Raw genomic sequence first — 26836 nt, 5'->3', positions numbered from 1 at the left:
AAGACTAAGATTAATAAAGTCCAGGCGTAGAGTCCAGGGGGCGATGAAGAGATTCATCCCTCCTGACGGGGACTCGCTCCCCCCGAGATGATGACGCGGTCCCCCCTCGAGCCCCTTCTTGGAGGTGATAGTTTGAGGATAAGCTCCATAGAGGAGTTCCCGCGGGAGCTGGTACCGGTTGAGATTCCTCCCCACACGGTGATGCTCCGCGGAATCGCGTGGGACTCAAACGTCTACCTCGTTCGGGATGGTGGAGAAGCCCTGATAATCGACACCGGCACCGGTGTGAACTGGCACGTCTACACCGGAATCTGGGAGAGGGAAGGTTATCTCGACGGGGTAGAAAAAGCCATCGTCTTCAACACCCACGAGCACTTCGATCATGTGGGCGGAAATCGGCCGCTGGGAGAGTGGCTGAAAAACCGGGGTATCGAAGTCCTCTTCGCGGCCCACGAGACAACGGCGAAAACCCTGGAAAGGGGCGACGACTACGTTATTCTTGCCCACTTATACGGAAGGAAGTTCGAGCCCCATAAAGTGGATTTAAAGCTCAAAGACGGGGATAAACTCAGGATAGGCTCGCTGGGGCTTGAGCTGATCCACACGCCGGGCCACACCGCGGGAAGCTCGTGCCTCTACCTCGACGACGGGGAAACGAGGATCATGTTCACCGGCGATACGCTCTTCAGGGGCACCGTCGGGAGAACAGATCTCCCCACAGGGGACAGTGAAAAACTGAAGGAGAGCCTTGAACGGCTTTCTGAGTTCGAGGTTGATTTCGGCCTTCCGGGGCATGGCAGGTACATAGACGACTGGAGGGGGAACCTCAAGGAAATAATGGGGTGGTTATTGTGAGGAAAGGCTCGGTGAAGGAGGTTCTGGCAAAGATCAAGTACGACCCGCGAGAGGACGAGAGGGACTACTACGTCGTCATCGAGCACCGCGGGGCCTACGGTGACATCAAGCGAATCCCGGTTGAGATGATCGAGCTTGGACACGGCTACTTCTTCGTTGGAGATGCGCAGATACCCTACCATCGCATTCTGAAGGTCGTGAGAAAGGACGGGAAAATAATCTGGGAGACGCGGAAGCTCTGAAATGCGATTCCGATGAGAACCTCCCGTCGAAGGTTTTTACTGACAGGAAAAAGCTTTTCTATCCCCTCCCGAACCCACAACCATGATAGACGCGCACGCGCACATCGAGATGTTCCGTGGAAAAGCTCCAGAAGTCGTCGAAGAGAGCAGGAAGCACCTCAAGGCCGTTGTTGATTCCATAACGGAGTACAGGAAGTTCCACGTCTGGAAGAGCTGGGAACTGCTAAAGCCATACTTCGGCTTCGTCCAGCCAACCCTCGGCTACGCGCCTAACGAAGCTAGGAGGGGCAACTGGGAGAAGGTTAAGAAGGTCGAGGCCTTCATCCGCGAGCACGCTAACGAGATAGTAGCCCTCGGAGAGATAGGACTGGACTTCCACTACGCGAAGACAGAGGGGGAGAGGAGAAGCCAGAGGGAGATCTTCCACCACTTCCTCAACCTGGCCGTCGAGCTAAACCTTCCCGTCGTCCTACATGCACGCGACGCCGAACGGGAGGTCTTCGAGGCGATTCAGAGGGCGGGGGTTAGGGCCTACTTCCACTCCTACAGCGGACCGAAGGATTTGGCCCTTGAGATAGCTGAGAACGGCCACATCATCGGCATAAACACCGGGATAGACTTCATTCCGGCAGTTAGAGAAGTTGCTGAAGTTCTGCCTCTCGAAAGCATCGTCGTGGAGACGGATTCACCCTACATGAGCCCCTACAGGGGGGAGAAGAACTACCCCTGGAACGTGGAGTACGCGGTTAGGAGGATAGCGGAGATAAGGGGGCTGGGGTTCGAAGAGGTGGAGAGGGCAACGGAAAGGAACGCGATCAAGTTTTTCGGGCTGAAAATTTGAGAGGTGGTAGAATGGCAGTTGATGTTCCAGAGGTTGGAGAGGTTCGAAAGCTGCTGGATAAACTGGGAGAAAGTGCCCTCATTGAGAGGCTCGATTCCTTCGTGGCGCTCAACGAGGGGCTTGAGACCAAAAAGGGGAAGGAGTTCATTGAGGTCTCGATACTGGGCTTCCTCGAGGGTACACTGGTGAGCCTGAGAAGGAAATACCAGGGAAATGAAAAAGTTGAGGGGCTCCTGGAAAGGATAAGCAAAAGAAGGACCGAGCTCGATATCAAATTCAGGAAACCCAAACCCCCCATTTTCGAAAACATGGAGTAAAATCAGAGAATCCCAGCCTCCACGAGGGCATTCCTTATATTCTCGACCATATCTTTTTCCAGGGGCAGAGAAGGCAAAACCTCTGCTTTCCGACTGTAAGGCCCCCCATCCCCATCGCGGTCTTTACGCGCTTATCTGGTTGTACCTCTTCCCGACAACCTCATCTATCAGGTTGATACGGAGCTGGAGTTCTCTGGCTTGTCGGGGTTTTCCGTCTCTGAAGACTTCCCAGAGTTCGGCGCAGAGTTCAGGGACAACGTTGGCAACCGCCACAACGACCCCGTAAGCCTCGATGACCAGGAGGGATACATTACCTCGGCGGTTCCGGCTAAGACCGTGAACCTTTCTCCCCGATGCCTTACCAGTTCGGTTATCCTCCCCATGCTTCCAGTGAACTTGGGGACGTTGTAATAGGAGCATCTTACCGTTGAGCCTCTCCGCAAGGGTCGAGTAGTCTGCCGTTAGCCTCGTCCAAAACAGTCTCAACGACTTTAAGCTTCTCCCCGAAGCTCAGGTAGGGGAACTCACCGTTGCTGCCGAGGGATACGAGGCCGTTGAGGCCGGCTTTGATGAAGTTGTTAACAAGTTTTCTAAGCGCGGGCTCGTCTATATCCTCGTTCTCATCAAAGGGCGTGACGTGGGGGACAAAGACTCCTCTTAGCATAGGCATCGGAGGGAGTACGCGGAAGGGAAGTTAAGGTTTGCCCCCGAAATTTTTAAGTAGTTGAAACGTGGGTATAATACTTATGAGTAGACAAAAGTTCGTCGATAGGGAGCGTGAGCTTGAGTTTTTGGAGAGGAGGTATTCAAGCGGAAAGGCAGAACTTCTCGTAATCTACGGGAGACGAAGGATAGGGAAGACCGAACTGCTCCTCAGGTTCGCCCGGGACAAGCCCCACGTCTATTTTCTGGCAACGGAGAGGCCCTACGCCGAGAACCTCAAGGATTTGCAGAGGCTCCTGGCGGAGTTCCTCGGCGACGAGCTCTTTGGGAGGGTTCAATTCAAGAACATTGACGAACTTTTAACCGTCTTTGCAGACAGGATAGGCAAGAAGCGAGTGGTCCTCATAATAGACGAATTCCCGCTCCTGATCGAGAGGTACCGGCCTGTGTTGTCCCTCCTCCAAAAGGCGTGGGACTTAAAGCTCTCGGAGACGGGAATAATGCTCGTCCTCTGCGGTTCAAGCGTCTCGGCCATGGAAACGGAGATTCTGGCGTATAAAAGCCCCCTCTACGGGAGGAGAACGGGGCAGTGGAGGGTGACGGAGATACCGTTCTTCCATATCGGCGAGTTCCTTCCCGACTATTCGACGGAGGAGCTCGTGAAGGCCTACGGCGTCCTCGGAGGCATTCCCGCTTACCTGCTTCAGTTCGACTCGAAAAAGACCTTTGACGAGAACGTGGTTAAGAACGTCCTCTCCAAGGGGGCTTTCCTCTACGAGGAGGCGGAGATACTACTCAGGGAGGAGCTCCGCGAACCGGCCAACTACTTCGCTATACTGGAGGCGATAGCAAGTGGGAGGAGCCGCTTTGGGGAGATAGTGAACGCGACAGGCCTTGACAAGAGCCTTGTCTCCAAGTACCTCTCCGTCCTCCAGAGGCTCGAGGTGGTAAAGAGGGAAGTCCCGGTGACGGCCACCTCAAAGGAGACCACAAAGAGGGGGCTCTACTCGATAGCCGACAACTACTTCGCATTCTGGTTCCGCTACGTCCTCCCGAACAAGAGCTACCTTGAGGCCGGTCTCGCAGAGGAGGTCTGGGAGCGCTCGCGGGAGGACTTCAATGCCTACACTGGCTGGGTCTTTGAGAACCTCGTGAGAAGGCCCGAGGTGTTTTTTGAGATAACCGGGTTCCGCTTCACGAAGCTCGGTAGGTGGTGGAGGAAAGGGGAGGAAATCGATGTGGTTGCTTTGAACGAGCGGGAGAGGAAGGCCCTGTTTGTCGAAGTTAAATGGAAAGAGCTAAGCGAGAGAGAAGCGCGGGGAGTTTTGAAGGACTTGGAGAGGAAGAGCGAGCTTGTGGGATTGGATGGGTGGGAGAAGAGATACGGGCTTGTGGCGAAGAAGGTCGAGGGGAAGGATGAGCTTAGGGAAGAGGACTGGCTGGTGTGGGACTTAGAGGATTTTACACATCAACTCCTTTGAAAACGTAAAACTCCCCGAAGAGCTCGACCTCCTGGACGTAGCTTCGCCTCAGCTTTAAGGCTGTCTTCGCCCTCTCCAGCTCGCGGCCGAGATAGAAGGCATGCCTGGGGCCTATATCAAAGTGCTCCAGGATCGTGTCTATTATGGCGTTCGGCTCATCGCCGACGATTGTAAGAATTACCTCCGTCCCGCGGTGGGCGTTGACCCAGATTCTTCCGTCCTCGACCCATATCCTGAAGTAAACCGGCTCAAGCCGAACTGGTTTTTCCCTGGCCTCGATGATCTTTTCGGCAGGCTCGAACCTCCACTCGACAGACCTCTTCTCCTTCAGTATCAGGAGGTCGAAGCCCAAATCCTTCGGTATCTCAAAGAGGTTCATGTCAACGGCTCTCCTCAACTCCCTCACCGATCCCCTCGCCTTCGGGCTGGTTTCGGTCGTGAGGAGAAGGTTTATTGAAAGCTCCTTCGAGATTCCAGAGAGAAGGGCGTTCATGCCAACGCTGTCGGCATCGTAGAGCTCAACCACGTTCCCAACGCCCGCTAAAAGGACATCATCTGGGTTCCTCTCGCGGTAGAGCTGGAAGGCTGTGATGGAACGAGCTAAATGGGGGACGTGCTCGAGGATTAGATCGGGAATGACCGTTCCGTATCCAAGGTCAAGGGCCTTCTCCTTCAGTCTCTCAAGGAACTCAACTCGCTCGCTCGGTTTCGCGGGGAAGAATCCCGTACTCTGGTTCGTTGGGATTAGAACGACCGGTTTCTCCGTCACGAGTTCCTCAACGTTTCCGGCATCAACGCTTAAGAAAAGGTCGGCGTAGTCCAAGGCCCTCTCGATCTCGGCCGTGTTTAGCGAGTCGAAGCTTATCGGAACGTCGAAGCCCTTCCCTGCAAGTCGCTCGCGGATCTCCGGAATTTCCTCAATGAAGTCAGGGTTGGTTTCTCCAGCGACCATGCCGATGTCTATTATGTCAGCTCCCTCGCGGAGGTAGTAGAGGGCTTTCTCGACCGTTTTTTCTACGCCGAGCCTCGGAGCGTCAACCACCTCACCCAAAATCCTCGCCGGGAAGTCCCTTCCAGCTGGCAGGTTTCCAACGAGGACGTTCCAGGGCTTCTTGAGGGCTTTCTCTATGTAGCGCCTGTTCCCCGTTCTGTTTCTTATATCCTCCACCCTCTTGAGCGCATCAACAGAGAAGAGGTCGTCAGCAGGGATTTCCCTGCTCAGCTTGAAGCCATCGCGGAGAGCCTTAAGGGTCTGGGGCAAATCCATCGCGTTCCTCGGCCCCTTGAATGCCGGGATTCCAAGCTCGTCCTCTACGAGTTGGGCGGAACCGCGGACGAGGCCCGGAATAAGTATCAGGTCGTAGTCCTCGCTCCGGATTCCGGTCTTTTTGAGGTAGCGGGCGATAAGCTGAGGCGTAAGGAAGGCCGCGACGCTCACAGGGGCAACGAAGACGTCGCAACCTTTACCGTACTTCCTGACGAGCGGCTCTGCCAGTCTGCCGGTGACGAGGAGGATTCTTCGGGAGTTCCCCATGGATGAACCTCCGTGGAATGGCTTTTAGGAGTTATGGTCGGCGAAAGGTTTTTGTTCCACCTGGAGAGATCAACTAAAGGTGGTAATATGGAGCGTGATAATCCCGTTGGAATAGTGTTCGGTGAATCAACCACCGACCATTTCACTTTCATAGTTAATCCGAGAAATGAGCTCCCCCGCTTCGGGGAGTTTCTGATAGCGAGGAACAGGGACGGCGACGAGGTTTTGGCCCTTCTGAAGTCCATACGGAACATCAACTGGCTGATGGATGCCGGGAGGGGGAGTTACGATTACGTGGAGAAGACGGTGAACGTTTTCTCGAAGGGGGTTCTCGACAAGAGTGAGGAGATACTCGCGACGGCGAAAGTTTTGGGAGTACTGAGGACAGCCGGTGGTGAGTTCTTAGCAAAGCCCGCTCCAAACCGCGTTCCTATAAAACCGGGCGAGAAGGTCTACCTCGCGAGGGATGAGGATTTAGAGAGGATTTTCTCCCAGGGGCACATAAGGCTCGGAAGGCTCATAGCGAGGGAGAAAGTCGAGGTGAAGCTCGACGCCAACAGGCTCGTTTCGAGGCACTTCGCGGTTTTAGCTGTCACCGGCGCCGGAAAGTCCAACACGATAGCGGTTCTCACGAAGGAGTTAGTTAGCAACGTCAACGCCACTGTCGTCATCCTCGACCCTCACGGCGAGTACAGACATCTAAGCTGGCCCGGAGCGCGCGTGAACCCGATAAAGGCCACGATTGATCCGGGCAGGATAAGGCTCAGCGAGTTAGCCACGCTGCTCGGCATAGCGGAGAACGCCAGTTTGCAGAGGCGCTTCCTTGGGCTTGTGTACCGAACGGTCAGGGCGGAGATGAGAAAAAACGGCAAGGTCATTGGGGGCCTGCCATTCCTCGAGGCAATGGAGGACAAGATCGAGGAGTGGATACGGATTTACGAAGGGGCAGAGGACAAAGAAGAGAAACACATAACCTACTACGATGAAAAGGGCAACGCCGTGCAGCGGAAAATACAGGCAAAGGATCTGGACTCCTTAATAAGGCTGAAGGATTACATCGGAGAACTCAAGGCAAACTTCGGCGAGTTCATAAGCCCTATTGATGTACTCGGGGAGATAAGGCCGGGAATGGTGAACGTAATAGACCTGAGCGGCATGGAAGAGGAGCAGATGATTACGTTAGCGAGCTTCGTTCTCAGGGGAATCCTCAAGAACCGCATCGAGTACATAAAGGCCCTCAGAACGAACGACAGGTTAACCATGAGGGAAATACTTGACGCCTACCCCGCAGTTAAAAAGCCCCTGCTCGTCATCGTAGAGGAAGCCCACATATTCGCCCCGAGGGGCGAGAAGAACCCCGCAACCCTCTGGCTTGGCAAGATTGCTCGCGAGGGAAGAAAGTTCGGCGTCGGTCTCGGCATAGTCTCCCAGAGACCGAAGAAGCTCGACGACGACATACTGAGCCAGACGAACACGAAGATAATCCTCAAGCTCGTCGAGCCGAACGACCAGCGCTACGTGCAGCAGGCGAGCGAGCAGATAAGCGAGGACCTGCTCGGGGATATAGCTTCCCTCGGAGTGGGTGAGGCGGTGATAGTCGGCTACGCGATAACGATTCCCGCGATGGTGAAGATTTACAGCTTCGAGAGGGACTTCAAGGGGCACTACGGCGGCGGGGACATAGACATCGTTGCCGAGTGGCTCGAGGGGAAGGATGAAGCAGAGGAGATGACGGAGGAGGAGGCCATAGAGGCTCTCCCGCTGTGAGGTGTTGCTATGAAGTTCGCGCACATAGCTGACGTTCACCTCGGCAGGGAGCAGTTCAACCAGCCCTTCCGCTACGAGGATTACCTGAGGGCCTTCCGCGAGGCCATCGAAAAGTCGGTGAGGGCCAACGTTGACTTCATACTCATCGCCGGAGACCTCTTCCACGTGAGCAGGCCATCGCCGAGGACGATACGCGATGCCGTTGAGGTTCTCGAACTGCCGAGGAGGAAGGGAATTCCGGTCTTCGCGATAGAGGGCAACCACGACAAGACGATAAGGGAGACGTCAGTCTTCGACCTCCTAGAGCACCTCGGACTGATATACACCGTCGGCCTCAAGAGGGAGCCGAGGAGGGGCGAGTTCCAGGAGAGTAGGAAGCTATCCGAGAACCGCTATTTGGTGTGGGGAAAGGTAGGAGACCTTGAAATCCACGGGCTGAGGCACCACACCCGCTGGCAGCTCATAAGGGGTGACGTCAACGTCCTCAGGGCGCTCTTCAAGGGAAAGAGGGGAATCCTCATGCTTCATCAGGCGATAGACTACCTCGCCAAGGACACGCCCTATCAGGATGCCTTCGATCTGAGACTGAGCGAGCTTCCCGATGGGTTCTCCTACTACGCCCTCGGGCACATCCACGTCAGGAGGATAGCCGAGCCTTCCCAAACGGGTCTAAGCGGCCCCTTAGCTTACCCAGGCTCCCCGGAGAGAACCGAAATCAGGGAGGCGAGCCACATAATCCGCTACTCCACCAGGGATAAAAAGCCCAAGGTGATCGAGAACCGCGAAGCCAAAGGGTTCTACATCGTCGAGGACTTTGTCCCGGAGTTCGTGGAGGTCGAGACGAGACCATTCTACTCGATCAGGGTCGAGGGAAACAGCAAGGCCGAGCTGAGGAGTAAGGTTGCGGAGGTCGCAAATCTCATCCCGAAGAACGCGATAGCCGTGATAACGCTTGAGGGAACGGTTAAGGGGGGTATAGCTTTAGCGGAGTTCAACGACCTGCTCAGGAACTCCGGAATCAGGTACTACACCTTCAGGAGCAGGGTCGTCGGGGAGGCTGTTCTCTCCCAGGAAAGGCTGAGCGAGGAGGAGCTGTTCACGGAGTGGGAGAGGGAACTGCTGATGCACCTCCGCGTTGAGCCGAAGGAGTTCTCGGAAGGGCTTTCTGAGTTCGTCTCATGGCTGATGGAGAGGTACGAGAAGGGGATACCAGCAAAGGCTATGGTTCCAAAGAAGGCCCCGGAGAGGAAAGCGGAACCGGAGGAAAAAGGCCCACAGAAAGCCAAAGCCCCCGAAAAACCGCCGAAGGAAAAGAAACCCGGAAAGAAAGAGAAAACCCCCAAAAAGAAGCCCGTTCCCAAACCTAAAAATCCACCAAGCCTCGACGCCTGGCTTAGGAGGGGTAAGCCGTGAGGATAAGGCGGATTAAAATCAAAAACTTCAGGGCGCACGAGAAGAGCGAGGTCGAGTTCAGCGACGGCATAAACCTCCTCATCGGACCGAACGGTTCCGGGAAGAGTTCAATCCTCGAGGCTATCTTTGCTGCATTATACATGGGGCACCCGAGCTTCCCCAAAGGCTACCTCCAGGCCAACACGCGCGTTAACGCGAAGGGCGGTATGGGGCTTGCTCTTGAGTTCGAGCACGGCGGGAGGGCCTACAGAATCGTGAGGGACACCAAGAAGAGCGAACTCTTGGAGGACGGCTCGCTGATAGCGGAGAAGAGCTCGGACATAGCCCGCTGGGTGGAGCGGAACGTCTACCCGATACAGGTCTTCACCAACGCCCTCTACATAAGGCAGGGCGAGATTGAGGGCATAATCACGAATCGCGAGGTAATGGAGAAGGTCCTGCGGAAGGTTTTGGGCATAGAGGACTACGAGAACGCCGAGAGAAACGCGGCGGAGGTGATAAAGGACCTCCGGAAGAAAAAGGAATACCTTGGCAAGATCATCGAGAGGAAGGCCGATGTTGAGGAGAGCCTCCGCGAGGCAGAGAAGCGCTTCTCCGAGACGCTGAGGAGAATAAGCGAGTTGAGAGAGAGGATAAGGAAGCTTGAGAAGGAATTCGAGGAGGCGGAGAAAGAATACAACCGCCTCAAGACCTTGAAAGAAGAACTTGATGGACTGGAGAAGAGGAAGGCAGTCCTGGAGCAGAGGATAAAGGCCGAGAAGCAGAGAATAGCTGACTACGAGGGGCAGATCTCCGAGGTGGAGAGGGAGATAGCGGAGCTTGAGGTGAAGCTCTCCCGCCTGAGGGAGCTTGAACCGCTTGTGGGGGAGTACCTGAAGCTCAAGTCGCTCCTCTCGCTCAAGGACGAACTTGCGAAGCTTGAAGTCTCGGAGGCCAGGCTGAGGGAAAAGAAGAGAACACTGGAGGAAAAAGTCACCAAACTCGGCGAGATCTCTTCAAAAATAGTCGAACTGGAGAGGGAGGAGAAAGCTCTAAGGGAAACCTACGAGGAGCTGAAGCGCAAGAACTCCCTCCACCAGCGCGCCCTTCAGTTAAAGGCCGAGGCGGAGAGGTACAGGAAAGAGCTTGAGAAGGCCGGAACCACACCGGAGAAGCTTGAGAAGGAGCTGAGATCCATCGGGAAGGCGAGGGAGGAGTTAGAGAGGCTCCGCGAGGAGATGGCGAGGATAAGGGAGGAGATGGCGAGCCTCAATGGCCTGAGGGAGAGCCTCATCGAGAACCTCTCAAAGCTCGAAGGTGCCAGAGTGTGCCCGCTGTGTAAGAGACCCATCGAGGAGCACGACGGGGAGGAGATAAAGAGGGAATACGAAGCTGAAATAACCTCCATCGAGAAGAAGCTGAAGGGACTGGGGAGGAAGTTAGAGAAGCTGAAGAAGAGGGAGCAAGAACTCAAGGAGATCATCGAGGGGGAGCCAAAGCTCATAAGGCTGAAGAAGACCGCCGACCTGCTGAGGGAGGTCGAGGAGAAGCTTTCCAAGTACGATTTGGAGGAGCTTGAGAAGGCCGCTGAGGAGTTCGAGAAGGTGAAGGCGCGGCTCATCGAGATAAAGAAGGAGCTGAGGCACCTCCGGGAAGAACTTGAGGAACTTGAGAACGCCAGGGAAGAGCTTGAACGGATAGAAAAGCGGCTCGCCGGGATAGGAATAAAGAAGGAGGAAATAAGGGAGAAGCTGAAGGGCCAGGGCTTCGACTCCTTCGACGAGATTGAGGAGAGGCTTGAAGAACTCGAGCCCGCCTACCGCGAGTACCTTTCCCTGAAGGGCGTTCCAGCGCAGCTTGATGGAGCGAAGAAGAAGCTCGCCCTCCTCGAGAGAAAGCGTAAGGAGAGCGTCAAAGCCCTCGAAAAGCTGGAGAAAGAATCCAGAGAGCTGGAAGAGGATATAGAGGAGCTCTCAAAGGAGTTCTCTGATGAAGCTTACAGGGAAGCCGAAAAGAGGTACATGGAGAGCGCGAAGGAGCTTGAGAAAGCCAAAACGGAGCTCAAAGGGGCAGAGGAACTTAGAAACGAGGTCATGAAGCTCCTGGATGAGCTAAAGGCCAAGAGAAGGGAGATTGAAGAAGCGGAAAAGGAGCTTGAGACCGTCGAGAAGGCCATAGCGGACATGACTGCATTCAGGGAGAAGGTCGCGAGGCTCAAGGCCGAGGAAGAACTCCGCGGGCTGGAGGAGGTCCAGAAGTTAGCGGGTGAGACGTTCTCCGAGATGACCGAGGGCAAGTACCAGGGGGTAAAGCTCAGGCGCGTGAAGAAGTACGGGAAGGAGAAGATAGAGCTGAAGGTGCTCTACGCGGGCAACGAGGTCGGTCTGGAGTTCCTGAGCGGCGGCGAGAGGATAGCGCTCGGTCTGGCGTTCCGTCTGGCGTTATCGCTCTACAAGGTGGGTAACCTTGAGCTGCTGATTTTAGACGAGCCGACGCCCTTCCTCGACGAGGAGAGGCGGAAGAAGCTCGTGGAGATAATCTCGAGCCAGCTCAGGAAGATACCGCAGGTTATCATAGTTTCGCACGACGAAGAACTCAAGGATGCAGCCGACTACGTGATACGGGTGGAGAACGTCGGAGGAAAGAGCAGGGTGGAGGTCGAGAGCCTTGGAGCGTATTAGCGACGTTCATATCAGAGAAATCCGGGAGTTCCTACTGAAGAGCCTGCGGGACGTTGAGAGACTCAGGGAGGCGGTGGGAAAGCACTTCGAGTGGAGGCCCCTTCCGGAGCCAAGGGAGGCGAGCGTTTATGCCATAGACGGCAGCAGGATGATGAAGCGCCTCAGCGGGGCGATAATCTACGCCGTCTCCGCCTCGGCCATAGGGGAGAAGCTCTACTACTGGAACGACATCGGCATGGTCTTTCCCTACAAGAGCGTTGACGAGAGGGTTAGGATCCACATGGACATCCTCGAGAAGAGGATGGGCGCGATGATGCTCGAGCTTGGGGCAGATCTGGTCCTCATGGACGGGACGATAAGCAGCGCCATAATCACGCCGCCCACTTACGTCACATCTACGACGAGGGAACTCTATGGAAAGCACGGAGAGCAACTCCTCAACGCGGCCCTGGAGTTCCTCGACTTCCTGGACGAGCAGTGGGTCGAGTGGCGGGAGAAACTCGAGGAAAGCGGCGTTTTAAACGGTTTCTCCCTTCCCTCAAGGGGATGGAACGGCGAGGAGATATTCTCGATCCTCATGAAGCGCGGGGCGAGGAGCATAAGGGGAAGCTTCTGGTGGGTCAACGACAGGGAAGACCTCATGGTCCTCTTCGAGTACCTGGAGTACCTCCATGCCCTCGACAGGCTCCTCGGGGGCAGGATAGCGGCGATAGCGAAGACCTTCTACAAGGCCGACGTTGTGAAGGCCGTGAAGGCGCGCGAGGGGGACAAGCTCAAGGGCACACCGATGATAGTTGACACCCCTGTCGTCGCTTCTCTCTCCGACGAGAGGGGCTACCTGGAGTTCAGCTACCTGAAGGAGCCTAAGGGCGGCTTCCCAAAGCTGGTCGCGGAGATAATGGCGCAAGGAAGGCTCCGGAACCTCAGGGAGACCCTGATCATGGAGGGCGGCAAGATCATCGGGGCAAAGATAAGGCCGGCCTACGTCCGCTTCGCCGACGGCGGGCTGATATACCTCCTCGAGGTTCCGGAGAAGCAGGACTTCGAAAAAACCCTCGCAGAGATACTCTCCGTTGCAGAGGACGAGTACGTGCTCCCGCTTGAGTATGCCCACCACTCCGTCGTCATAAAGAAGAAGGAGTTCGACGCCTACGTCAACGCGGTGCTGAGTGCTCTCATCGGGGAGGACGAGCGCTTCCTCGGCTTCCTGAGGTACGGGAGGGAGCCGCTGGAGTGAGGGATCCTGGTGGTTCAAAATAGAGAATTTGCGTGAGGATGCCCAATAGCTGCAACGTGGATCTCAAAAAAGAAAAATAGCAACGTGCCCCTGTGTTCAGTAAGGCGGGCTCAGGCACGGGTCCAGCTCATCACCGTCAGCCGGTTAATGCCTCATCATCGCCCGGCCCCACTAAAAGCCCGGCTTTCTTATATTCACCACCTCCCCGTTCACGAGCGTGGGAGGAACCTCGCCGTTCTTGAAGGCTATGAGGTTTTTAGCAACAAGCTCCGCCATGCCCTCTCTCGCTCCGAAGGTGGCGCTGCCTATGTGCGGCGCCAGAAGGACGTTTTTCAACTTGAATAGCTCTTCATGATAGTACGGCTCCTCCTCGAAGACGTCGAGTCCAGCCCCCGCTATCCAGCCCTCTTTCAGGGCCTTCACCAGTGCCTCGGTGTCAACCACCTTCCCGCGCGCTATGTTAACGAGTATCGCGTTGGGTTTCATGAGCTTAAGCCTCTCCTCGTTTATCATGTGGTATGTCTCCTTCGTGAGCGGGACTGCCAACACAACGAAATCGCTCTCTTTTAGTAACTCATCCAGCGGTCTGAACTCCGCGCCGAGTTCCTTCTCGGCCTCCGGCTTTCTGCTCCTCGCGTTGTAAAGGATTTTCATTCCGAAACCCTTAGCACGCCTCGCCACCGCCTGCCCGATCCTGCCGAAGCCGACTATACCAATGGTTTTCCCGTAGACGTCCTGTCCCAGAAACCAGCGCGGATGCCAGGCAATCCCTCTCCTCTTCCACTCACCTGAGCGGACGAAATTGTCAGCCTCAACGAGCCTTCTGGCCGTCGCCAGGAGAAGCGTCCAGGCGAAGTCGGCGGTGGCGTCCGTGAGAACATCGGGAGTATTGGTGACGTAGATTCCCCTTTTAGTGGCCTCTTCGACGTCTATGTTGTCGTAGCCGACGGCGTAGTTTGCAACGATCCTAAGCTTTGGCGCGCTGTCGAAGACCTCTCTGTCAATCCGCTCGCTGAGCATCGTGACGAGTGCATCCGCCCCTTTAACCTTTTCAAGGAGGACTTCCCTCGGTATCTCACGCTCCTCCTCCCACACCTCGACCTCGAAGTGCTTCCTGAGGAGTTTTATCCCATTCTCAGGAATCCTGCGCGTGATAAAAACCCTTGGCATTGGCACCACCGGATTAGATCGGGGTGAGATATAAAAAGTCTCTTCACTATCCGATGACATGACGCTCAAGAGCAGAATAAAGGACATCAGCGACGATGGCCTCGGCATGCTTGAAGCGGACGGGAGGAGAATTTACGTTCCCTTCACATATCCTGGCGACGTCGTGAGGGTTAAGAGGACAAAGCGCCGCTTCGGAAGGAGAATCGCGCGGGATTTCGAGCTTGTTAAGGGATCACCTTTGAGGCAGACCCCTCGCTGCCCCCACTTCGGAACCTGCGGCGGATGCCTCTGGCAGGGATTGAGGTACGGAGAGCAGCTCAGGATTAAAGCTGAGATCTTTGAGCGAATAACCGGCTTAAAGGCCGAAATAAAGGGCTCCCCAAAAATCTGGGGCTTCAGAAACGTGAGCAACTTCATCGTGACCACAGAGGGGATTGGACTTAAGGAGTACGGGAACCCTCTAGGCGTTGTTGACCTGAGAGAATGCCCCGTCTTCTCAAAGAGAACGCCCGAATACCTGCGCGTCCTCCGGAATTTTCTAGAGGAAACAGACTTGAAGCCGTGGAACCTGAGGGAGAAAAGCGGTGAAGTTCACTACCTCCAGGTCAGGGAGGGCAAGTTCACCGGCGAAGTCATGGTGAACCTCATAGCCCACACGAAGCCCTCGGAGGGAGTTTTAGAGGCCCTCAAGGACTACTTTTCCTTTGCCGATTCCCTCTACTGGAGCCTTAAACGAGACGACAGGGACGATCCGAGGGGTGAGGCGGAGCTTATAGCTGGAGAACCCTACATACGCGAGAGAATCGAGGACGTCGTTTATTTAATCCATCCCAATTCGTTCTTCCAGACCAACAGCCACGCTCTAAGGCTTCTCCTGAGGGCAGTGGAAGGTTTCACCGACGGCGAGAGGGTTCTCGACCTCTACTCTGGCGTTGGTACCTTTGGAGTGTGGCTGGCCAGGAGGGGCTTTAAAGTTGAAGGCATCGAGCTGAACCCCTTCGCCGTGGAGATGGCAAATAAAAACGCCGAAATTAACGGCGTTAACGCAAAATTCAGGGTTGGAAGGGCTGAGGGAACATCAGTGGGGGATTACGATACGGTAATAGTTGATCCACCGAGAAAGGGGTTGAAAGAAGCGGCCGAGTTGCTCGTGAAGAGCGGGGTTGAGAAAATAGTTTACGTCTCCTGCAATCCAAAAGCGTTTAAGCTCGACTACGAGAGACACCTTAAAAAGGCATACCGCATAGACGGAGCGGTTCTCATCGATATGTTTCCCCACACGCCGCACGTTGAAGCTGTTATGGAGCTCGTGAGGAGGGACTAATCCCATTGGAAGGGGATTGCCCATCCGATGGCCCAGTCGCTTTAGGACCTCCCCCTAAGGAACTCCTCAAGGCTCGTCTGTCCTTTTTTGTCCTCCCTCGGTTCAGCCCCGGCCCCCAGCTTTTTCCCTATCTTCTTTAGGGTCTTCCATGTTTTCCTCACTATCGGCGGGAAATCGCCGTGTTGTCTGTAATACTCCTCGAGAAAGGCCCTCGTCTTCGGGTCGCTCGGGTAACCACTCCCGATTTCGCCATATTCCTCCTTCAGCCTTTCTATCGCCCTGTCGCGGGTGACCTTCGCGAGGATCGAGGCGGCCGAAACCGGGACGAACCTGTCGTCCGCCTTGTGCTCCGCCACGATTTCGGCATTGAAGTTCAATCCCCTTCGGATGTCTTCACCAAAGCGCTCTTCCTTGACGTCGGCAGCGTCAATGTAAACCACGTCGGGTTTGATCCTGAGCGAGTTCAAAGCTTTAATGAAGTTCTCGACCTCGAACTCGTTGAGCGTTCCTTTCCTGGAGTCTATCTCCCTGGGCCATAATTCCAGAATTACATAATCGTCTAAAAGTTTAATTATCTCGTTGAAGAGCCTCTCGCGCCTCTTTGGTGTCAGCCTTTTCGAGTCCCTAACGCCGAGTTCCCGGAGTTTCGAGAGGTTTTTCTCGTCCACTACCACCGCCGCCACCACCATCGGTCCAATTGCCGGCCCCCTTCCGGCTTCGTCTATCCCCGCGATCTTTCTCCCCAAGGTCTCACCTCCTGAAGAGCAGCACGCCGTATATTGCCCCCAGGATCAGCGTGGCCAGACCGCTCGGTGGTATGTCGGTGACGTAGGCCAGCAACACCGAAGAGAGCTGAACGCCCAGGGTCAGGAAGAGACTGACTCCGAGAACCTTTCTCAGGTCGCTGCTCACCATCAGCGCTATCGCCCCGGGCAGAACAGCAACCACCTGGAGGGTTATCAGACCAACGGTCTGGACGATCAGGGAGCCGATGGCACCCACGAGGACGTAGAGGATCATAAGGTAGGCTCTCACATTGCCACCGTAGCTCTCGACCCCTTCCGGGTCGAAGCTCAGGTAGAGGAAGTCCCGGTAGAGGAGGAGCATCGTGAAGAACAGGAGGGCACCCCCGAGCACCAGGACCTTTAGATCACCCAGCCCTATCAGAAAGATGTCGCCCGTGAGGTAGGAGACGATGCTCTCACCGAGGGGGAAGTAGGGCCTCGTGGCCATCACCCGATAGAGTATCCCGAAGCCGAGGACGGTCAAGCCGGCCACAAAGCTGGCCACTATCCCCACTGCCGAGTCGGGGGAAAAGCCGAGCTGTTCGAGGTGAGCTATGAGGAGGACCACCGCGATCGTGACGAACAGGGCGGTCAGCATTACGAGGGAGAGGTTCTCGAATACCAGCCCGAGTATCATGCCCAGCACCGCCCCGAAGAGGAGCGAGTGGAAGAGCGCGTGGGTGAGGAAGGCCAGACCCTTCGCGTTTATGAGGGGACTCAGGAGACCGAGGAGTACGCTGACCATCAAGCTCGCGAGAAGGGCCCTTAACAGGTATTCCGGTATCACCTCCCCCCACCCCCTTTTCTCGGCAGGTGAACGTCACCGGTTATGCAGAAGAGCTTTCCGCCAACGGGAATAACCCTGGCCAGCGGCCCGTAGACGGATTTGATGATACTGTCCCTGAGAACCTCCTCCGGCCTGCCAAAGGCTATGAGGCGCCTGTTGAGGAGCATTATCCTGTCACCTATTTCAAGCAGGGGGTTTATGTCGTGAGTCGTGATCACCATCGTTATACCCCGCTCGCGCTTGATCTTGCTCAGAACACCCGTGACCTCCGCCCTCGCGCTGGGGTCGAGGGCCGAGAGGGGTTCGTCGAGGAGGAGCAGCTTCGGATCGCTCATGAGGGCCCTCGCCAGGAGAACCCGCTGCTTCTGACCGCCGCTGAGTTCTCTGAAGAGTCTGTCCCTGACGTGGGCCAACCCGACGAAGCCAAGGACTTCTTCCGCCTTTTCGAGTATCTCGCGGGGGATTCTGAAGTGGACAAAGCCCCTGCGGTAAAGCCCACCCATCGCGACGACGTCCAGGGCGGTGAGCGGAACGCGCTCGTTGAGGCTGTGGCTCTGGGGCACGTAACCTATCAGCTCGCGGGCATCACAGGGCTCCCTTCCGAAGACTTCCAGCCTTCCTGTGTACTCCCGATGAAAGCAGGCTATGGTTCTTAGAAGGGTTGTCTTTCCCGCCCCGTTGGGGCCCAGCAGGAGCAACGTCTCGCCCTCGTCAAGGGAAAAGCTAACCCCCTCGAGGGCCGGCTTCCCGTCGTAGGTTATCGTGAGGTTCTCGGCCACTATCGCCTTCATGGGATCTCCCCGATGATTTCGTCGGACCGGCTTTTAAACCTTGGTGGGCTGTGCAAAAATTTTAAAAACCCGGGCAGATACTCCCCCTGGAAAATTTTTGCAAGGCTCAGGTTTATAAGGGCTTAAACCGAGCCCAAGGGAGGTGATGATCATGGCGTACCACAAGCGTGGGGGAAACAGAAAAAAGAAAAACAGACAAGTCCAGGGAGACGAGGTGATCCGCGTTCCACTCCCCGACAGGAGCAAGGGACAGCTCTTTGGGGTCATCGAGCAGGCCCTCGGTTCGGGCTGGATGGACGTCCGCTGTGAGGACGGCAAGATAAGGAGATGCCGCATTCCGGGCAAGCTCAAGAGGAGGATGTGGATGCGCGTTGGCGACGTCGTCATAGTCCAGCCCTGGCCGGTGCAGACCGACGAGAGGGGAGATATAGTCTATCGCTACACCAGGACACAGGTGGACTGGCTCCTGAGGAGGGGTAAGATAAGCCAGGACTTCATCAGCGGCGGCGAGCTGCTGTTCTGACGGTCGAGTGATGGGCATGCGCGAGAAGACCATCGAGCGTGAGATGGAGGCGGTGCTCCGGCTGGGGGAGAGACGAGAGAAGGACAGCGAGCTCTACAAGATAGCCAACGAGGTCTTCGACAAAACAACAAAGGAGGCCCTCGCCTACCTCCACCGGCGCGGGAAAATCGGAGAGCTTCACGGAGTTATCAGCACGGGCAAAGAGGCCAACGTCTTCGCGGGTGTCGATTCGGACGGAAACCGGATAGCGGTTAAAATCTACCGCACCTACACCACCGATTTCAGGAGGATATGGGAGTACCTCGCGGCCGATCCGAGAATTGGCTACCTGCCGAAGGATATGCGGAAGCTCGTCTTTCAGTGGACCCGTAGGGAGTTCAAGAACCTCCAGAGAGCCATCAAGTACGCCGTCCGCGTTCCGGAACCGATAATCTTCCGGAACAACGTTCTCGTCATGGAGTTCATAGGTGATGAACTTCCGGCTCCAAGGCTCAAGGACGTTGAGAGGGAACTCCGGCGGGAGGACTTCGGGGAGCTTTATGATTACCTGATGGGTGTAATCGAGCGCCTCTGGAAGCGCGGTGACATGGTGCACGGCGATTTAAGCGAGTACAACGTCCTGCTCTGGGATAAACCGGTGATCATAGACTGGTCGCAGGCGACCGTTAAAAGGAACCGCATGAGCGTTGAGCTGCTGAAGAGGGACCTGAGGAACGTTATAAACTACTTCGCCAGGAAGGGCGTTCCCGTTGACGATTACGATGACAAACTTCGCGAACTCCTTGAGAGGTGAGATAATGGACGAGTTTGAGAGACTCCTGAAGAAGTACGAGCGGATCGATAAGGACGGTGCTCCCATTCGGGAGGAACCCGAGGAGGAGATAAGCTACGCCGCCGAAGGCGAGCAGGAAGAGTTTTTGAGAATACCAAGGGAGCGCGTTGGCGTTGTCATTGGAAAGAACGGACAAACAAAGAAGGAGATAGAGGAGCGCACGAAGACGAGGATCGAGATAGACAGCGAGACCGGAGAGGTCTTCATAACCTCAACGGAGAAAACCGACGATCCCCTGGCAGTGTGGAAGGCCCGCGATGTGGTTATGGCCATCGGAAGGGGCTTCTCCCCCGAGAGGGCTTTCAGGCTCTTCAACGAGGGAGAAACCCTTGAGGTGGTCAACCTCACGGATATAATCATCGGCAACGACAAGAACGCCCTTCCCAGGGTCAGGGGCAGGATAATCGGCAGGAAGGGCAGAACGAGGGAGATCATAGAGGAGATGAGCGGTGCGGATGTGAGCGTCTACGGGAAGACCGTCGCGATAATCGGCAACCCCCTCCAGGTTGAGGTTGCCAAGACCGCCATAGAGAAGCTCGCCAAAGGCTCACCCCATGGGGTCGTTTACAAGTACCTCGAAAGGCGCAAGAAGGAACTCGAACTCGAGGGTTCCATCTATCACGAACTTCCCGAAGGCGGGGAGGACGATTGGGAGGACTGAGGATGGCCGAGGCAAAGCAGCTGTTTAAGGAGTTTAAGATACAGAGCGTCAGCGAGTTCTTCAGGCGAAACGCGGCAATGCTCGGTTACACCGGTAAAATACGCTCGCTGACGACCGTTATCCACGAGGCAGTAACGAATTCGCTCGATGCGTGTGAAGAAGCTGGAATACTGCCCTACGTCCGCGTTGAGATAGAGGAACTCGGCAGGGAGCACTACCGGGTTGTTGTGGAGGACAACGGCCCGGGAATCCCGGAGAAGTACATAACCCACGTTTTTGGAAAGATGCTCGCCGGAACCAAGGCCCACAGGAACATCCAGAGCAGGGGGCAGCAGGGTATAGGTATAAGCGGTGCCGTAATGTTCGCCCAGATAACGAGCGGAAAGGCCACGCGCGTCATCACCTCAACCGGAAACGACGAGATTATCGAGGCCTGGGTTAAAATCGACGTCGATAAAAACGAGGGTAAAATCGTCAGGAAGGAGAAGCACCCGAACCCCAGAGGCTGGCGCGGGACGAGGATAGAGCTGGAGGTTAAGAACGTCCGCTACGTTCGCTCGAAGCAGGGCGTTTACTGGTACCTCAAGCTTACCGCGATAGCGAATCCACATGCCCACATCGAGTTGATAGAGCCGGACGGAAAGCTCATCGTCTTTCCGCGCTCCAGCGACGAGGTTCCGGAACCGCCGGTCGAGATGAAGCCCCATCCACGGGGAGTTCTTACCGATGACGTTTACAGGATGGCCAGGAAGACGAGGAGGAACACGGTAAAACGCTTCCTCATCGGCGAGTTCTCGCGCATAAGCGACAAAAAGGTCGACGAGCTCATCGAGTACATAGCGGCCCTCAGACTCATCAAGACCGTTCAGGACAAAACCGTTCAGGAGCAGCTCTACGAGAAGCTGGCAAAGGGGAACGTAAAAGCGGTTCTCCGTTCTTTTAAGGGATACACAAAGGTCGTCAGGCAGGTCGCTAAGATGATGGAGAAGCCGCCGGAGAAGCTCACCTGGCAGGAAGCGGAGGAGATAGTCGAGGCCTTCAGGTACATGAAGTTCTTAGCTCCCCCGACCCACGGATTAAGGCCGATAGGAGAGGAGAACATCGAGAAAGGATTGAAAGGAATCCTCAAGCCGGAGTTCGTCACCGCGGTGACGAGGCCGCCCAAGGTCTACTCCGGTGGGATTCCATTCCAGGTGGAGGTCGGCTTAGCGTACGGCGGCGAGATCCAGTCGGGCTTCGAGCTTTTCAGGTATGCCAACCGCGTTCCGCTCCTCTTTGATGCCGGCTCGTGTGTCACCACGCTGGCAGCGCGCTCCATAGACTGGAAGCGGTACAAGATTGACGATCCTGAGAGAGCACCCCTCGTCCTCATGATCAACGTCATCAGCGTCCACGTGCCCTACACGGGAACAGGGAAGCAGAGCATAGCCAACGTCGAGGAGATATACAACGAGATCCGCCTGGCGATAATGGACGCGGCGAGAAGGTTACAGACATACCTCAGCGGGAAGCACAGGAAGATGGCGCAGGTCAGGAGGAAGAAGACCTTTGAGAAGTACGTGCCAGAGATAGCGAGGGCCCTTAGCATACTCACGGGCGAACCTGAGGAGAAGATAAGGGAGTACTTCATGGCCTTCATCGAGAGCCACTTCGCGGCCAAGGAGGGGGTGAGTGAGAATGCCTGATAGAAAAGCCATACATCGCGAAAAACCAAAGGAGCGCTTCTCCTATGATCCAACCAGGGTCCTCAACAAGCTCGAGGAATACGGTAGAAGGATCTTGGAGGAGGTAAAGGCCGGCAGGAATCCCTACTTCGACATACCCACCCGTGGTCTCAACAACGTCTACTTCGACGAGAAGAGGCGCGTCATCAGGATGGGTGATAAACTCTCGAGGAGGTACTTCCTCAACGTGGCTCACGCCAGAAAGTTCATGCAGACGCTCCTCCTGATGGCCTACGTCAAGAGGCTCGTGAGTGAAAACAAGCACGCGAGCCTTCGTGAGGCCTACTACGCCAACAAGCATACCATCCCCGGAACGAAGGAGAACACCTTCGAGGACCAGCGCGAGAGCGATCCGATCATAGAGGACCTCGAGAGGATGATGGGCGTATTGAGGGAAGAGATGCACCTCACGGCGGACAGGCGCGGCTACATCTACGGCGACATAGTCATCAGGGATGGGGAGGACGAGTTCAACACGAGCAAGCTCGGTATGGGTGGCTGGGCGGTTCCGGGAACCGTTGAACACCTCCAGTTCCCTGAGATAAACGTTGACTACGCTTTGGTCGTCGAGACGGCAGCTATGGCCGACCGCCTGATAGAGGAAAAGTTCCCGAAGAAGGAAAACGCCCTGATCATAGCGACGCAGGGACAGGCTTCCCGTGGCGTCAGGCGTTTAATCCACAGGCTCCACTACGAGGAAGGCCTTCCCATCATCGTCTTCACCGATGGCGATCCCTACGGTTGGTACATCTACTCCACCATAAAGCAGGGCTCGATAAACCTGGCATACCTCAGCGAGAAGCTTGCAACGCCAGAGGCGAAGTTCGTTGGGATGACCATGGACGACATCGAGCGCTACGGCCTGAAGAACGTCACCGAGAAGCTCAAGGGAATCCCGCCCAACAAGAAGGGCGGGCCGACCGGCGACTACAAGCGTATCATCGAGGAGATGAACTACCCATGGTTCCAGAACAGGGAGTGGCAGAGGCAGCTCAAGATGGCCCTTAAGATGGGGGTCAGGATTGAGCAGCAGGCCTTGGCGAACAAGAGCCTCGAGTTCGTTGCCAAGAAGTACCTCCCCGAAAAGATAAACAACGGTGAGTTACTGCCATGACGACGACCGAGGAGCTCGTCGCGCAGGTTAACAAGATACTGGACGACATCGGGATAGACGTGACGGGGTTATTCGAGAGGTTTCACGTCCCGACCGTGGCCTATCGCCTAAGGGAAAACCTCTCGCTCCTTGGTGAGCTTGAGGAAGACCTCTCAAAGCGCGTGGGGGAGGCAACCCCCTCCGCCGGCTTTTCAGATAGGAAGAACCGCGACCCACACATCCAGTGGATTTATCGGAAGAAGCGCAACAGGATTCTCGCTCTGGAGCGCCTCCGCTCAGCCATAACCGCCCACAAGATGGCCCTAGCCCATATCTCGGCCAACTACACCCTACTGCTCGGGAAGAAGCCCGTGACGATCAGGGAACTGACGCGGGAGAACGTGGAAAAGGTCCGGGCAATCCCCAACCCCGTCCAGATCGGCAGGGTTGAGATACTCCCCCACCTGGCATACTCCGGCGACGTCCTCAGATTGCTCTCCAGGGAGGGTATAGAAGTCAGGGAGGCCTTCAAGTTCATAAAGAGCAAGCTCCGCGAGAAGGGAACCGTCAGAACCCGCGGGCTCAGGATAGAGGTGGAGTACTGGGAGAACAACCGGCTCAAGAAGGCGAGGCTCGATCTTCCGGCGGATGCGGACATCGAGGGGGAACTCAGGAAGCGCTACGGGAGGAGATTCCGCTGGCGCGTTTTAAGCTTCGTCAAGACCAAGGGCGTTCTGATAAACAATCACTACACGGTTGACAATCTCGCCCTGGCTTACGCGATCCTCGATCCGGAGAAAGGCGCCGAAAAGCTCGGCCTCGATCTCTTCAGGTACTACTTCCTCACCTCGGAGAACGAGAGGGAGAGCCTCGGCCTCTACCCGGACATAAGGCTCTGCATTGACTGCCACTATTCCATCTTCGACCTGCCCTTCAAGAACGAGCCCGGCTTCAAGACCGGACATGGGAGCATGCTGGTCATACGCAAATGCGAGATGGAGAAGGCCCTCATCGGGCGGAGAAAGGACATAGCGAGTGTTCCAAACTACCTGCTGGGCGGCGTCCTGCTCTACGGCATGAGTGATTACAGCGAGAAGAAGGTCGCCCAGCTCTTGGGGATCCCTGAGGATGAGCTCGTCGAGGCCATAAAGAAGTTCGTAATTTCGGGCCTTCACAAGACGCTGTTCGCGGACACGAAGAAGTTCGAGAAGTTCATGCCCAAGAGCGACAGGGCCAAGCAGTTCCTCAGCCTCCTCCAAGGGTGATACGATGAGGGTGGAGGTGAAGGCGCGAAACAACGAGGAGCTCATTAGAAAGCTGGACGAACGGCTGAACGACGACGTTACTGAAGTTTACGTCAACCTCCGCCCGACAAAGGAGATACTGGTGAGAATCCTCGAGCGCGCACCCAACGTGAGAAAGATATCCTGCCCGCCGAGTCTCTATCCAAAGGTCTCCAGAAAGGTCATAGCGGCCCTCTCCCAGATGGGCATCGAGCTCGTTCCAGAGGGATATCCTCGCGGGAGGCCGAGAAAGTACGATGAAGATACGGTAAGAAGGGTGAGGGAACTCTTTCAGAGGGGCGTTCCGGCGAAGGAGATCAGTTCGCGTCTCGGGATACCCCTTAGAACTGTTTACTACATTATCGAGCGAACCGGGGAGAAGCACGTTTAAAAGGGCTCCCTGTTAGATTGACCTAAAAAAGAGGGTGATATCATGCCGATATTCGAGACCCAGGAGGAAGTGCCTGAGATTAAAGAGCGCCTTCACCGCGTCGGAATCACCAACCTGAGGAGCGTCGCGAAGATAAACTGGAAGGAGAAGGTTTACACTTTTCTCCCCCTATTCGAGGTCACCATTGACGTTCCGGAGGAGAAGAAGGGCATCCACATGAGCCGCCTGGTTGAGAGCATAACAGAGAGCATGAGCGAGGCCGTCGAGGAGGAGGTTATGGAGGCCCATTCTTCGCTTGAGGAACTGGGAAAGGCCGTAATAAAGCGCCTCGAAGAGAAGCACCCTCACAGGCGCGCGGAGGTGTGGATTAAGACCCACCTCATAATCCCGAGGAAAACCCCCGCGAGCGGAAAGACAAGCTATGAGCCCTATGACGTCGAGGTGGGCGTTATAAAGAACTACGATGGGAGCTTTGAGAAGGTCCTCCGCGTCAAGGTCATCGGAAACACCGCGTGTCCCCATGCAATGGCCAACAACAACGGAAAGACCCACATCCAGCGCGCCCTTGGTGAGCTGGAGATTAGAGCCCCCTTCGAGGAGGAGATAGCCCTTGAGGATATGATTGATGTCGTTGAGAGCTCCTTCAGCCATCCAACCTACACGCTCCTCAAGACTGTGGACGAGAACGCGGTTGTGCAGGGCATGTTCGCCAACCCCAAGTTCGTCGAGGACGTTGCGAGGGAGATCTTCGCGAAGGCCAGGGAGCGCTTCCCGGGCAAAATCCGCGTTAAAGTGATCAGCAACGAGAGCATACACAAGCACGACGTTATCGCGGAAACGTGGAGCTGAGGACACCCAATCCCGACATTTTGACATTTTTCAACCTAAATCCGGGAAATATTCTGCTTTCCAAACGTCCCTGTGTTTTTTTTTGGAATTCTCAAGCGGATTCCGAGGAAAGGGTTAAATAGTCGGAGGGTGTTAGAAACAACTGCCCAGGGTGATGGAGTCTCTCCCAGGGCAGGAGGTCGGTACCATGAAAAAGTTAGTTGCCATATTGTTCGGTCTGTTAGTAGTGGCGACAGGGTTCGCGGCAGCGACTCAGTGGGCCGTTACTTCGGTTAGGGGATCCAACAGCGACTCCTACGGATATTCCTGGACAGAGATAGGGGTCAAGTACGATGTCCAGCACCCGTACACCCATTACTCCATCACATACAGACGCGGTGGAGGAGGAGCATATGGGGGGCACGTTGTGACCAAAGTCATAATAATAGCGGACCCCCATGGGGCAGAAACCATTGTGAAGATTGATGGATACCATAAGGTAATATCCTCTGCTGGATGGCCGTACATCTGATTTTTTCCTTCTTTATTCATAATTCAAAAAATCCTTTGGGGGATTCCAAGTGAGTATGTATAGGGCAATGGGCCTCTTATTAGTAGCGTTCATTCTTTTTACAGCCTCTCTTTCCAGTGCATTTGAACTCCATGGAAATGCATCATTAGTTTATGTTTCCTCAAGATACAACCCCTATATCCAGTACCGGCTTTCGCGTGGGGACAAACCCGAGTGGGTAACAACCTCTTTAATGATCTACAACTACTCTGGAGTGGCCTACGTAATACAGGCACACAACGACACTGAGGTCATTTTCAAACTTAAAGACCAGGGCAGATATATACACTCGCACGTTACCGTTCTTTTGAGCAACGTTACTATCATGACCATCCTCCCCAGGGGAGTGTCTCCCCGAATTTTCTGGAACGAGTCAGAGCTGATCTCGGAGAGAACTGAGAAAAGTCACGAATTCAACTTCAAGAACTGGACGTGGTATATTTTTGAATTGAGAACGGTCAAAATAGGAGGGGCCTATACTATCAGGAAGAAGGATCTGCAGGTGATACGGGACGGGATAGCCTATGGCCACACAATGCTTTTTGATGACCCCGGAAACCCTCTCAAAGAGGGGGAAGTCTTTACGGTGTATCCCTTTTTCACAACCATAAACAAAATCACTATCAACAACAGGGATCCCCTAAAATGGAAGAACATCATCTATTATCCTCCAACAAAGACAGTGGTTACTGATTACTACTCTTTTAACATAACACAGCCCTTTGGAAGGGGATTTCCGATTGAAATTGTACCAATGGCCACCTTGAGTTATACGTTTGATGCCTCCGATGGGAAACTCATAACAACACTCAATAGCGGCCCGGACCTCTGGGCGATTGGCATCCTCAATGCAGATTTTATAGACGAATACTCCTGCTACAGAGTGGAGGTTAAACACGATTATTTATATGCTTTCGGTCTCTTCCTCAAATCATTTAGAATTAATGAGGGGGAGGTAGAAAAGGTTATTTTTAGGAAACCAAAAACCAAAGTAGCTTACATCTTCTACGGTTCCCTGCTGCTCCTCGGCTTGGTTGTTGTGGGGAGACTTAAAAGGAGGTGA

27 protein-coding genes are annotated in these 26836 nt (G+C 55.2%); 20 read left to right on the top strand and 7 right to left on the bottom strand.

The annotated features are described in order from the left end of the window. Positions 1 to 132: 132 nt before the first annotated feature. From MV985_RS01250 to MV985_RS01235, 4 genes are all read left to right on the top strand, one after another. Positions 133 to 855, top strand: coding sequence for an MBL fold metallo-hydrolase (locus MV985_RS01250; protein ID WP_297458765.1), 723 nt, complete (start codon positions 133 to 135; stop codon positions 853 to 855). Beyond that, a complete protein-coding gene (locus tag MV985_RS01245) occupies positions 852 to 1097 on the top strand; it encodes a DUF504 domain-containing protein (RefSeq protein WP_297458762.1) in 246 nt (81 codons plus the stop codon). Before MV985_RS01250 ends, MV985_RS01245 begins: the two co-directional genes overlap by 4 nt. Before the next feature lie 82 nt (positions 1098 to 1179). Beyond that, entirely contained in the window at positions 1180 to 1938 is a 759-nt protein-coding gene (locus MV985_RS01240; RefSeq protein WP_297458754.1) for a YchF/TatD family DNA exonuclease, read from the top strand. Between the two features lie 11 nt (positions 1939 to 1949). Next, entirely contained in the window at positions 1950 to 2255 is a 306-nt protein-coding gene (locus MV985_RS01235; RefSeq protein WP_297458728.1) for a DUF3216 domain-containing protein, read from the top strand. A gap of 123 nt (positions 2256 to 2378) precedes the next feature. Here MV985_RS01235 and MV985_RS01230 read toward each other — a convergent pair whose 3' ends face one another. Further along, a complete protein-coding gene (locus tag MV985_RS01230) occupies positions 2379 to 2741 on the bottom strand; it encodes a hypothetical protein (RefSeq protein WP_297458719.1) in 363 nt (120 codons plus the stop codon). Next, positions 2677 to 2925 carry a dihydrodipicolinate synthase family protein gene (locus MV985_RS01225; protein ID WP_297458706.1) on the bottom strand — a complete coding sequence of 83 codons (249 nt, stop codon included), beginning with the start codon at positions 2923 to 2925 and terminating at the stop codon, positions 2677 to 2679. Before MV985_RS01225 ends, MV985_RS01230 begins: the two co-directional genes overlap by 65 nt. A gap of 76 nt (positions 2926 to 3001) precedes the next feature. On the opposite strand from MV985_RS01225, the gene MV985_RS01220 reads away from it, so the two are divergent. Beyond that, a complete protein-coding gene (locus MV985_RS01220) occupies positions 3002 to 4399 on the top strand; it encodes an ATP-binding protein (protein WP_297458692.1) in 1398 nt (465 codons plus the stop codon). Here MV985_RS01220 and MV985_RS01215 read toward each other — a convergent pair. Next, the gene (locus tag MV985_RS01215) at positions 4380 to 5933 is read right to left on the bottom strand and encodes a dihydropteroate synthase-like protein (protein WP_297458679.1); all 1554 of its coding nucleotides are present in this window, start codon (positions 5931 to 5933) and stop codon (positions 4380 to 4382) included. The genes MV985_RS01220 and MV985_RS01215 overlap by 20 nt on opposite strands. An 87-nt stretch (positions 5934 to 6020) precedes the next feature. Between MV985_RS01215 and MV985_RS01210 the strand changes: the two genes are divergently transcribed. Genes MV985_RS01210 through MV985_RS01195 form a run of 4 tightly spaced genes read left to right on the top strand, consistent with a single transcriptional unit; the run spans position 6021 to position 13010 of the window. Beyond that, the gene (locus MV985_RS01210) at positions 6021 to 7700 is read left to right on the top strand and encodes an ATP-binding protein (RefSeq protein ID WP_297458666.1); all 1680 of its coding nucleotides are present in this window, start codon (positions 6021 to 6023) and stop codon (positions 7698 to 7700) included. Positions 7701 to 7709: 9 nt separating this feature from the next. Further along, complete coding sequence (locus MV985_RS01205; RefSeq protein WP_297458656.1) at positions 7710 to 9113, top strand: exonuclease SbcCD subunit D; 1404 nt, start codon at positions 7710 to 7712, stop codon at positions 9111 to 9113. Then, on the top strand, positions 9110 to 11773 hold the full coding sequence (gene rad50, locus MV985_RS01200; protein ID WP_297458644.1) for a DNA double-strand break repair ATPase Rad50: 2664 nt from the start codon (positions 9110 to 9112) through the stop codon (positions 11771 to 11773). The genes MV985_RS01205 and rad50 overlap by 4 nt, the downstream gene beginning before the upstream one ends. Further along, entirely contained in the window at positions 11760 to 13010 is a 1251-nt protein-coding gene (locus tag MV985_RS01195) for a DNA double-strand break repair nuclease NurA (protein ID WP_297458615.1), read from the top strand. Before rad50 ends, MV985_RS01195 begins: the two co-directional genes overlap by 14 nt. 171 nt (positions 13011 to 13181) lie before the next feature. Here the strand turns inward: MV985_RS01195 and gyaR are convergent, their stop codons facing one another. After that, the gene (gene gyaR / locus MV985_RS01190) at positions 13182 to 14180 is read right to left on the bottom strand and encodes a glyoxylate reductase (protein ID WP_297458806.1); all 999 of its coding nucleotides are present in this window, start codon (positions 14178 to 14180) and stop codon (positions 13182 to 13184) included. A 58-nt stretch (positions 14181 to 14238) separates the two neighbouring features. Between gyaR and rlmD the strand changes: the two genes are divergently transcribed. Continuing rightward, positions 14239 to 15504, top strand: a complete 1266-nt coding sequence (gene rlmD / locus MV985_RS01185) for a 23S rRNA (uracil(1939)-C(5))-methyltransferase RlmD (RefSeq protein ID WP_297458603.1) — start codon at positions 14239 to 14241, stop codon at positions 15502 to 15504. A gap of 41 nt (positions 15505 to 15545) precedes the next feature. Here rlmD and rnhB read toward each other — a convergent pair whose 3' ends face one another. Genes rnhB through MV985_RS01170 form a run of 3 tightly spaced genes read right to left on the bottom strand, consistent with a single transcriptional unit; the run spans position 15546 to position 17867 of the window. Continuing rightward, entirely contained in the window at positions 15546 to 16250 is a 705-nt protein-coding gene (rnhB, locus tag MV985_RS01180) for a ribonuclease HII (RefSeq protein ID WP_297458593.1), read from the bottom strand. A 4-nt stretch (positions 16251 to 16254) separates the two neighbouring features. Next, complete coding sequence (locus MV985_RS01175; protein ID WP_297458583.1) at positions 16255 to 17076, bottom strand: metal ABC transporter permease; 822 nt, start codon at positions 17074 to 17076, stop codon at positions 16255 to 16257. Next, positions 17073 to 17867, bottom strand: coding sequence for a metal ABC transporter ATP-binding protein (locus MV985_RS01170; RefSeq protein WP_297458572.1), 795 nt, complete (start codon positions 17865 to 17867; stop codon positions 17073 to 17075). The genes MV985_RS01175 and MV985_RS01170 overlap by 4 nt, the downstream gene beginning before the upstream one ends. A gap of 151 nt (positions 17868 to 18018) precedes the next feature. Here MV985_RS01170 and eif1A point away from each other — a divergent pair, with 151 nt between their 5' ends. From eif1A to MV985_RS01120, 10 genes are all read left to right on the top strand, one after another. Further along, positions 18019 to 18390: a translation initiation factor eIF-1A gene (gene eif1A / locus MV985_RS01165; protein WP_297458797.1), complete on the top strand. Its 372-nt coding sequence runs from the start codon at positions 18019 to 18021 to the stop codon at positions 18388 to 18390. 16 nt (positions 18391 to 18406) lie between these two features. Next, a complete protein-coding gene (locus tag MV985_RS01160) occupies positions 18407 to 19183 on the top strand; it encodes a serine protein kinase RIO (protein WP_297458790.1) in 777 nt (258 codons plus the stop codon). 4 nt (positions 19184 to 19187) lie between these two features. Next, positions 19188 to 19883 carry a KH domain-containing protein gene (locus tag MV985_RS01155; RefSeq protein ID WP_297458543.1) on the top strand — a complete coding sequence of 232 codons (696 nt, stop codon included), beginning with the start codon at positions 19188 to 19190 and terminating at the stop codon, positions 19881 to 19883. A 2-nt stretch (positions 19884 to 19885) separates the two neighbouring features. Continuing rightward, entirely contained in the window at positions 19886 to 21568 is a 1683-nt protein-coding gene (gene top6B, locus MV985_RS01150) for a DNA topoisomerase VI subunit B (protein ID WP_297458781.1), read from the top strand. Continuing rightward, positions 21561 to 22721, top strand: coding sequence for a DNA topoisomerase IV subunit A (locus MV985_RS01145; RefSeq protein ID WP_297458529.1), 1161 nt, complete (start codon positions 21561 to 21563; stop codon positions 22719 to 22721). Before top6B ends, MV985_RS01145 begins: the two co-directional genes overlap by 8 nt. Beyond that, the gene (locus tag MV985_RS01140) at positions 22718 to 23965 is read left to right on the top strand and encodes a DUF530 family protein (RefSeq protein ID WP_297458516.1); all 1248 of its coding nucleotides are present in this window, start codon (positions 22718 to 22720) and stop codon (positions 23963 to 23965) included. Before MV985_RS01145 ends, MV985_RS01140 begins: the two co-directional genes overlap by 4 nt. A 4-nt stretch (positions 23966 to 23969) precedes the next feature. Further along, positions 23970 to 24374, top strand: coding sequence for a DUF1699 family protein (locus MV985_RS01135; RefSeq protein WP_297458506.1), 405 nt, complete (start codon positions 23970 to 23972; stop codon positions 24372 to 24374). Between the two features lie 42 nt (positions 24375 to 24416). Continuing rightward, complete coding sequence (locus tag MV985_RS01130; protein WP_297458495.1) at positions 24417 to 25223, top strand: GTP cyclohydrolase IV; 807 nt, start codon at positions 24417 to 24419, stop codon at positions 25221 to 25223. Between the two features lie 154 nt (positions 25224 to 25377). Beyond that, positions 25378 to 25734, top strand: a complete 357-nt coding sequence (locus tag MV985_RS01125) for a hypothetical protein (protein ID WP_297458486.1) — start codon at positions 25378 to 25380, stop codon at positions 25732 to 25734. A gap of 55 nt (positions 25735 to 25789) precedes the next feature. After that, entirely contained in the window at positions 25790 to 26836 is a 1047-nt protein-coding gene (locus tag MV985_RS01120) for a hypothetical protein (protein ID WP_297458774.1), read from the top strand.

The sequence above is a fragment of the Thermococcus sp. genome (assembly GCF_027012695.1).
Taxonomy (GTDB): Archaea; Methanobacteriota_B; Thermococci; order Thermococcales; family Thermococcaceae; genus Thermococcus.
Note: the sequence above shows the minus strand (reverse complement) of the source record. Positions and strands in the feature narration are given on the sequence as shown.

What these genes read in the sequence shown, in the direction of transcription:
- MV985_RS01240 (WP_297458754.1), top strand. Translation starts at nt 1,180, where the DNA reads ATGATAGACGCGCACGCGCACATCGAGATGTTCCGTGGAAAAGCTCCA.
- MV985_RS01235 (WP_297458728.1), top strand. Translation starts at nt 1,950, where the DNA reads ATGGCAGTTGATGTTCCAGAGGTTGGAGAGGTTCGAAAGCTGCTGGAT.
- MV985_RS01225 (WP_297458706.1), bottom strand. Translation starts at nt 2,925, where the DNA reads ATGCCTATGCTAAGAGGAGTCTTTGTCCCCCACGTCACGCCCTTTGAT.
- MV985_RS01220 (WP_297458692.1), top strand. Translation starts at nt 3,002, where the DNA reads ATGAGTAGACAAAAGTTCGTCGATAGGGAGCGTGAGCTTGAGTTTTTG.
- MV985_RS01215 (WP_297458679.1), bottom strand. Translation starts at nt 5,933, where the DNA reads ATGGGGAACTCCCGAAGAATCCTCCTCGTCACCGGCAGACTGGCAGAG.
- MV985_RS01210 (WP_297458666.1), top strand. Translation starts at nt 6,021, where the DNA reads ATGGAGCGTGATAATCCCGTTGGAATAGTGTTCGGTGAATCAACCACC.
- MV985_RS01205 (WP_297458656.1), top strand. Translation starts at nt 7,710, where the DNA reads ATGAAGTTCGCGCACATAGCTGACGTTCACCTCGGCAGGGAGCAGTTC.
- gyaR (WP_297458806.1), bottom strand. Translation starts at nt 14,180, where the DNA reads ATGCCAAGGGTTTTTATCACGCGCAGGATTCCTGAGAATGGGATAAAA.
- rlmD (WP_297458603.1), top strand. Translation starts at nt 14,239, where the DNA reads ATGACGCTCAAGAGCAGAATAAAGGACATCAGCGACGATGGCCTCGGC.
- MV985_RS01170 (WP_297458572.1), bottom strand. Translation starts at nt 17,867, where the DNA reads ATGAAGGCGATAGTGGCCGAGAACCTCACGATAACCTACGACGGGAAG.
- eif1A (WP_297458797.1), top strand. Translation starts at nt 18,019, where the DNA reads ATGGCGTACCACAAGCGTGGGGGAAACAGAAAAAAGAAAAACAGACAA.
- MV985_RS01160 (WP_297458790.1), top strand. Translation starts at nt 18,407, where the DNA reads ATGCGCGAGAAGACCATCGAGCGTGAGATGGAGGCGGTGCTCCGGCTG.
- MV985_RS01155 (WP_297458543.1), top strand. Translation starts at nt 19,188, where the DNA reads ATGGACGAGTTTGAGAGACTCCTGAAGAAGTACGAGCGGATCGATAAG.
- top6B (WP_297458781.1), top strand. Translation starts at nt 19,886, where the DNA reads ATGGCCGAGGCAAAGCAGCTGTTTAAGGAGTTTAAGATACAGAGCGTC.
- MV985_RS01145 (WP_297458529.1), top strand. Translation starts at nt 21,561, where the DNA reads ATGCCTGATAGAAAAGCCATACATCGCGAAAAACCAAAGGAGCGCTTC.
- MV985_RS01140 (WP_297458516.1), top strand. Translation starts at nt 22,718, where the DNA reads ATGACGACGACCGAGGAGCTCGTCGCGCAGGTTAACAAGATACTGGAC.
- MV985_RS01135 (WP_297458506.1), top strand. Translation starts at nt 23,970, where the DNA reads ATGAGGGTGGAGGTGAAGGCGCGAAACAACGAGGAGCTCATTAGAAAG.
- MV985_RS01130 (WP_297458495.1), top strand. Translation starts at nt 24,417, where the DNA reads ATGCCGATATTCGAGACCCAGGAGGAAGTGCCTGAGATTAAAGAGCGC.
- MV985_RS01125 (WP_297458486.1), top strand. Translation starts at nt 25,378, where the DNA reads ATGGAGTCTCTCCCAGGGCAGGAGGTCGGTACCATGAAAAAGTTAGTT.
- MV985_RS01120 (WP_297458774.1), top strand. Translation starts at nt 25,790, where the DNA reads ATGTATAGGGCAATGGGCCTCTTATTAGTAGCGTTCATTCTTTTTACA.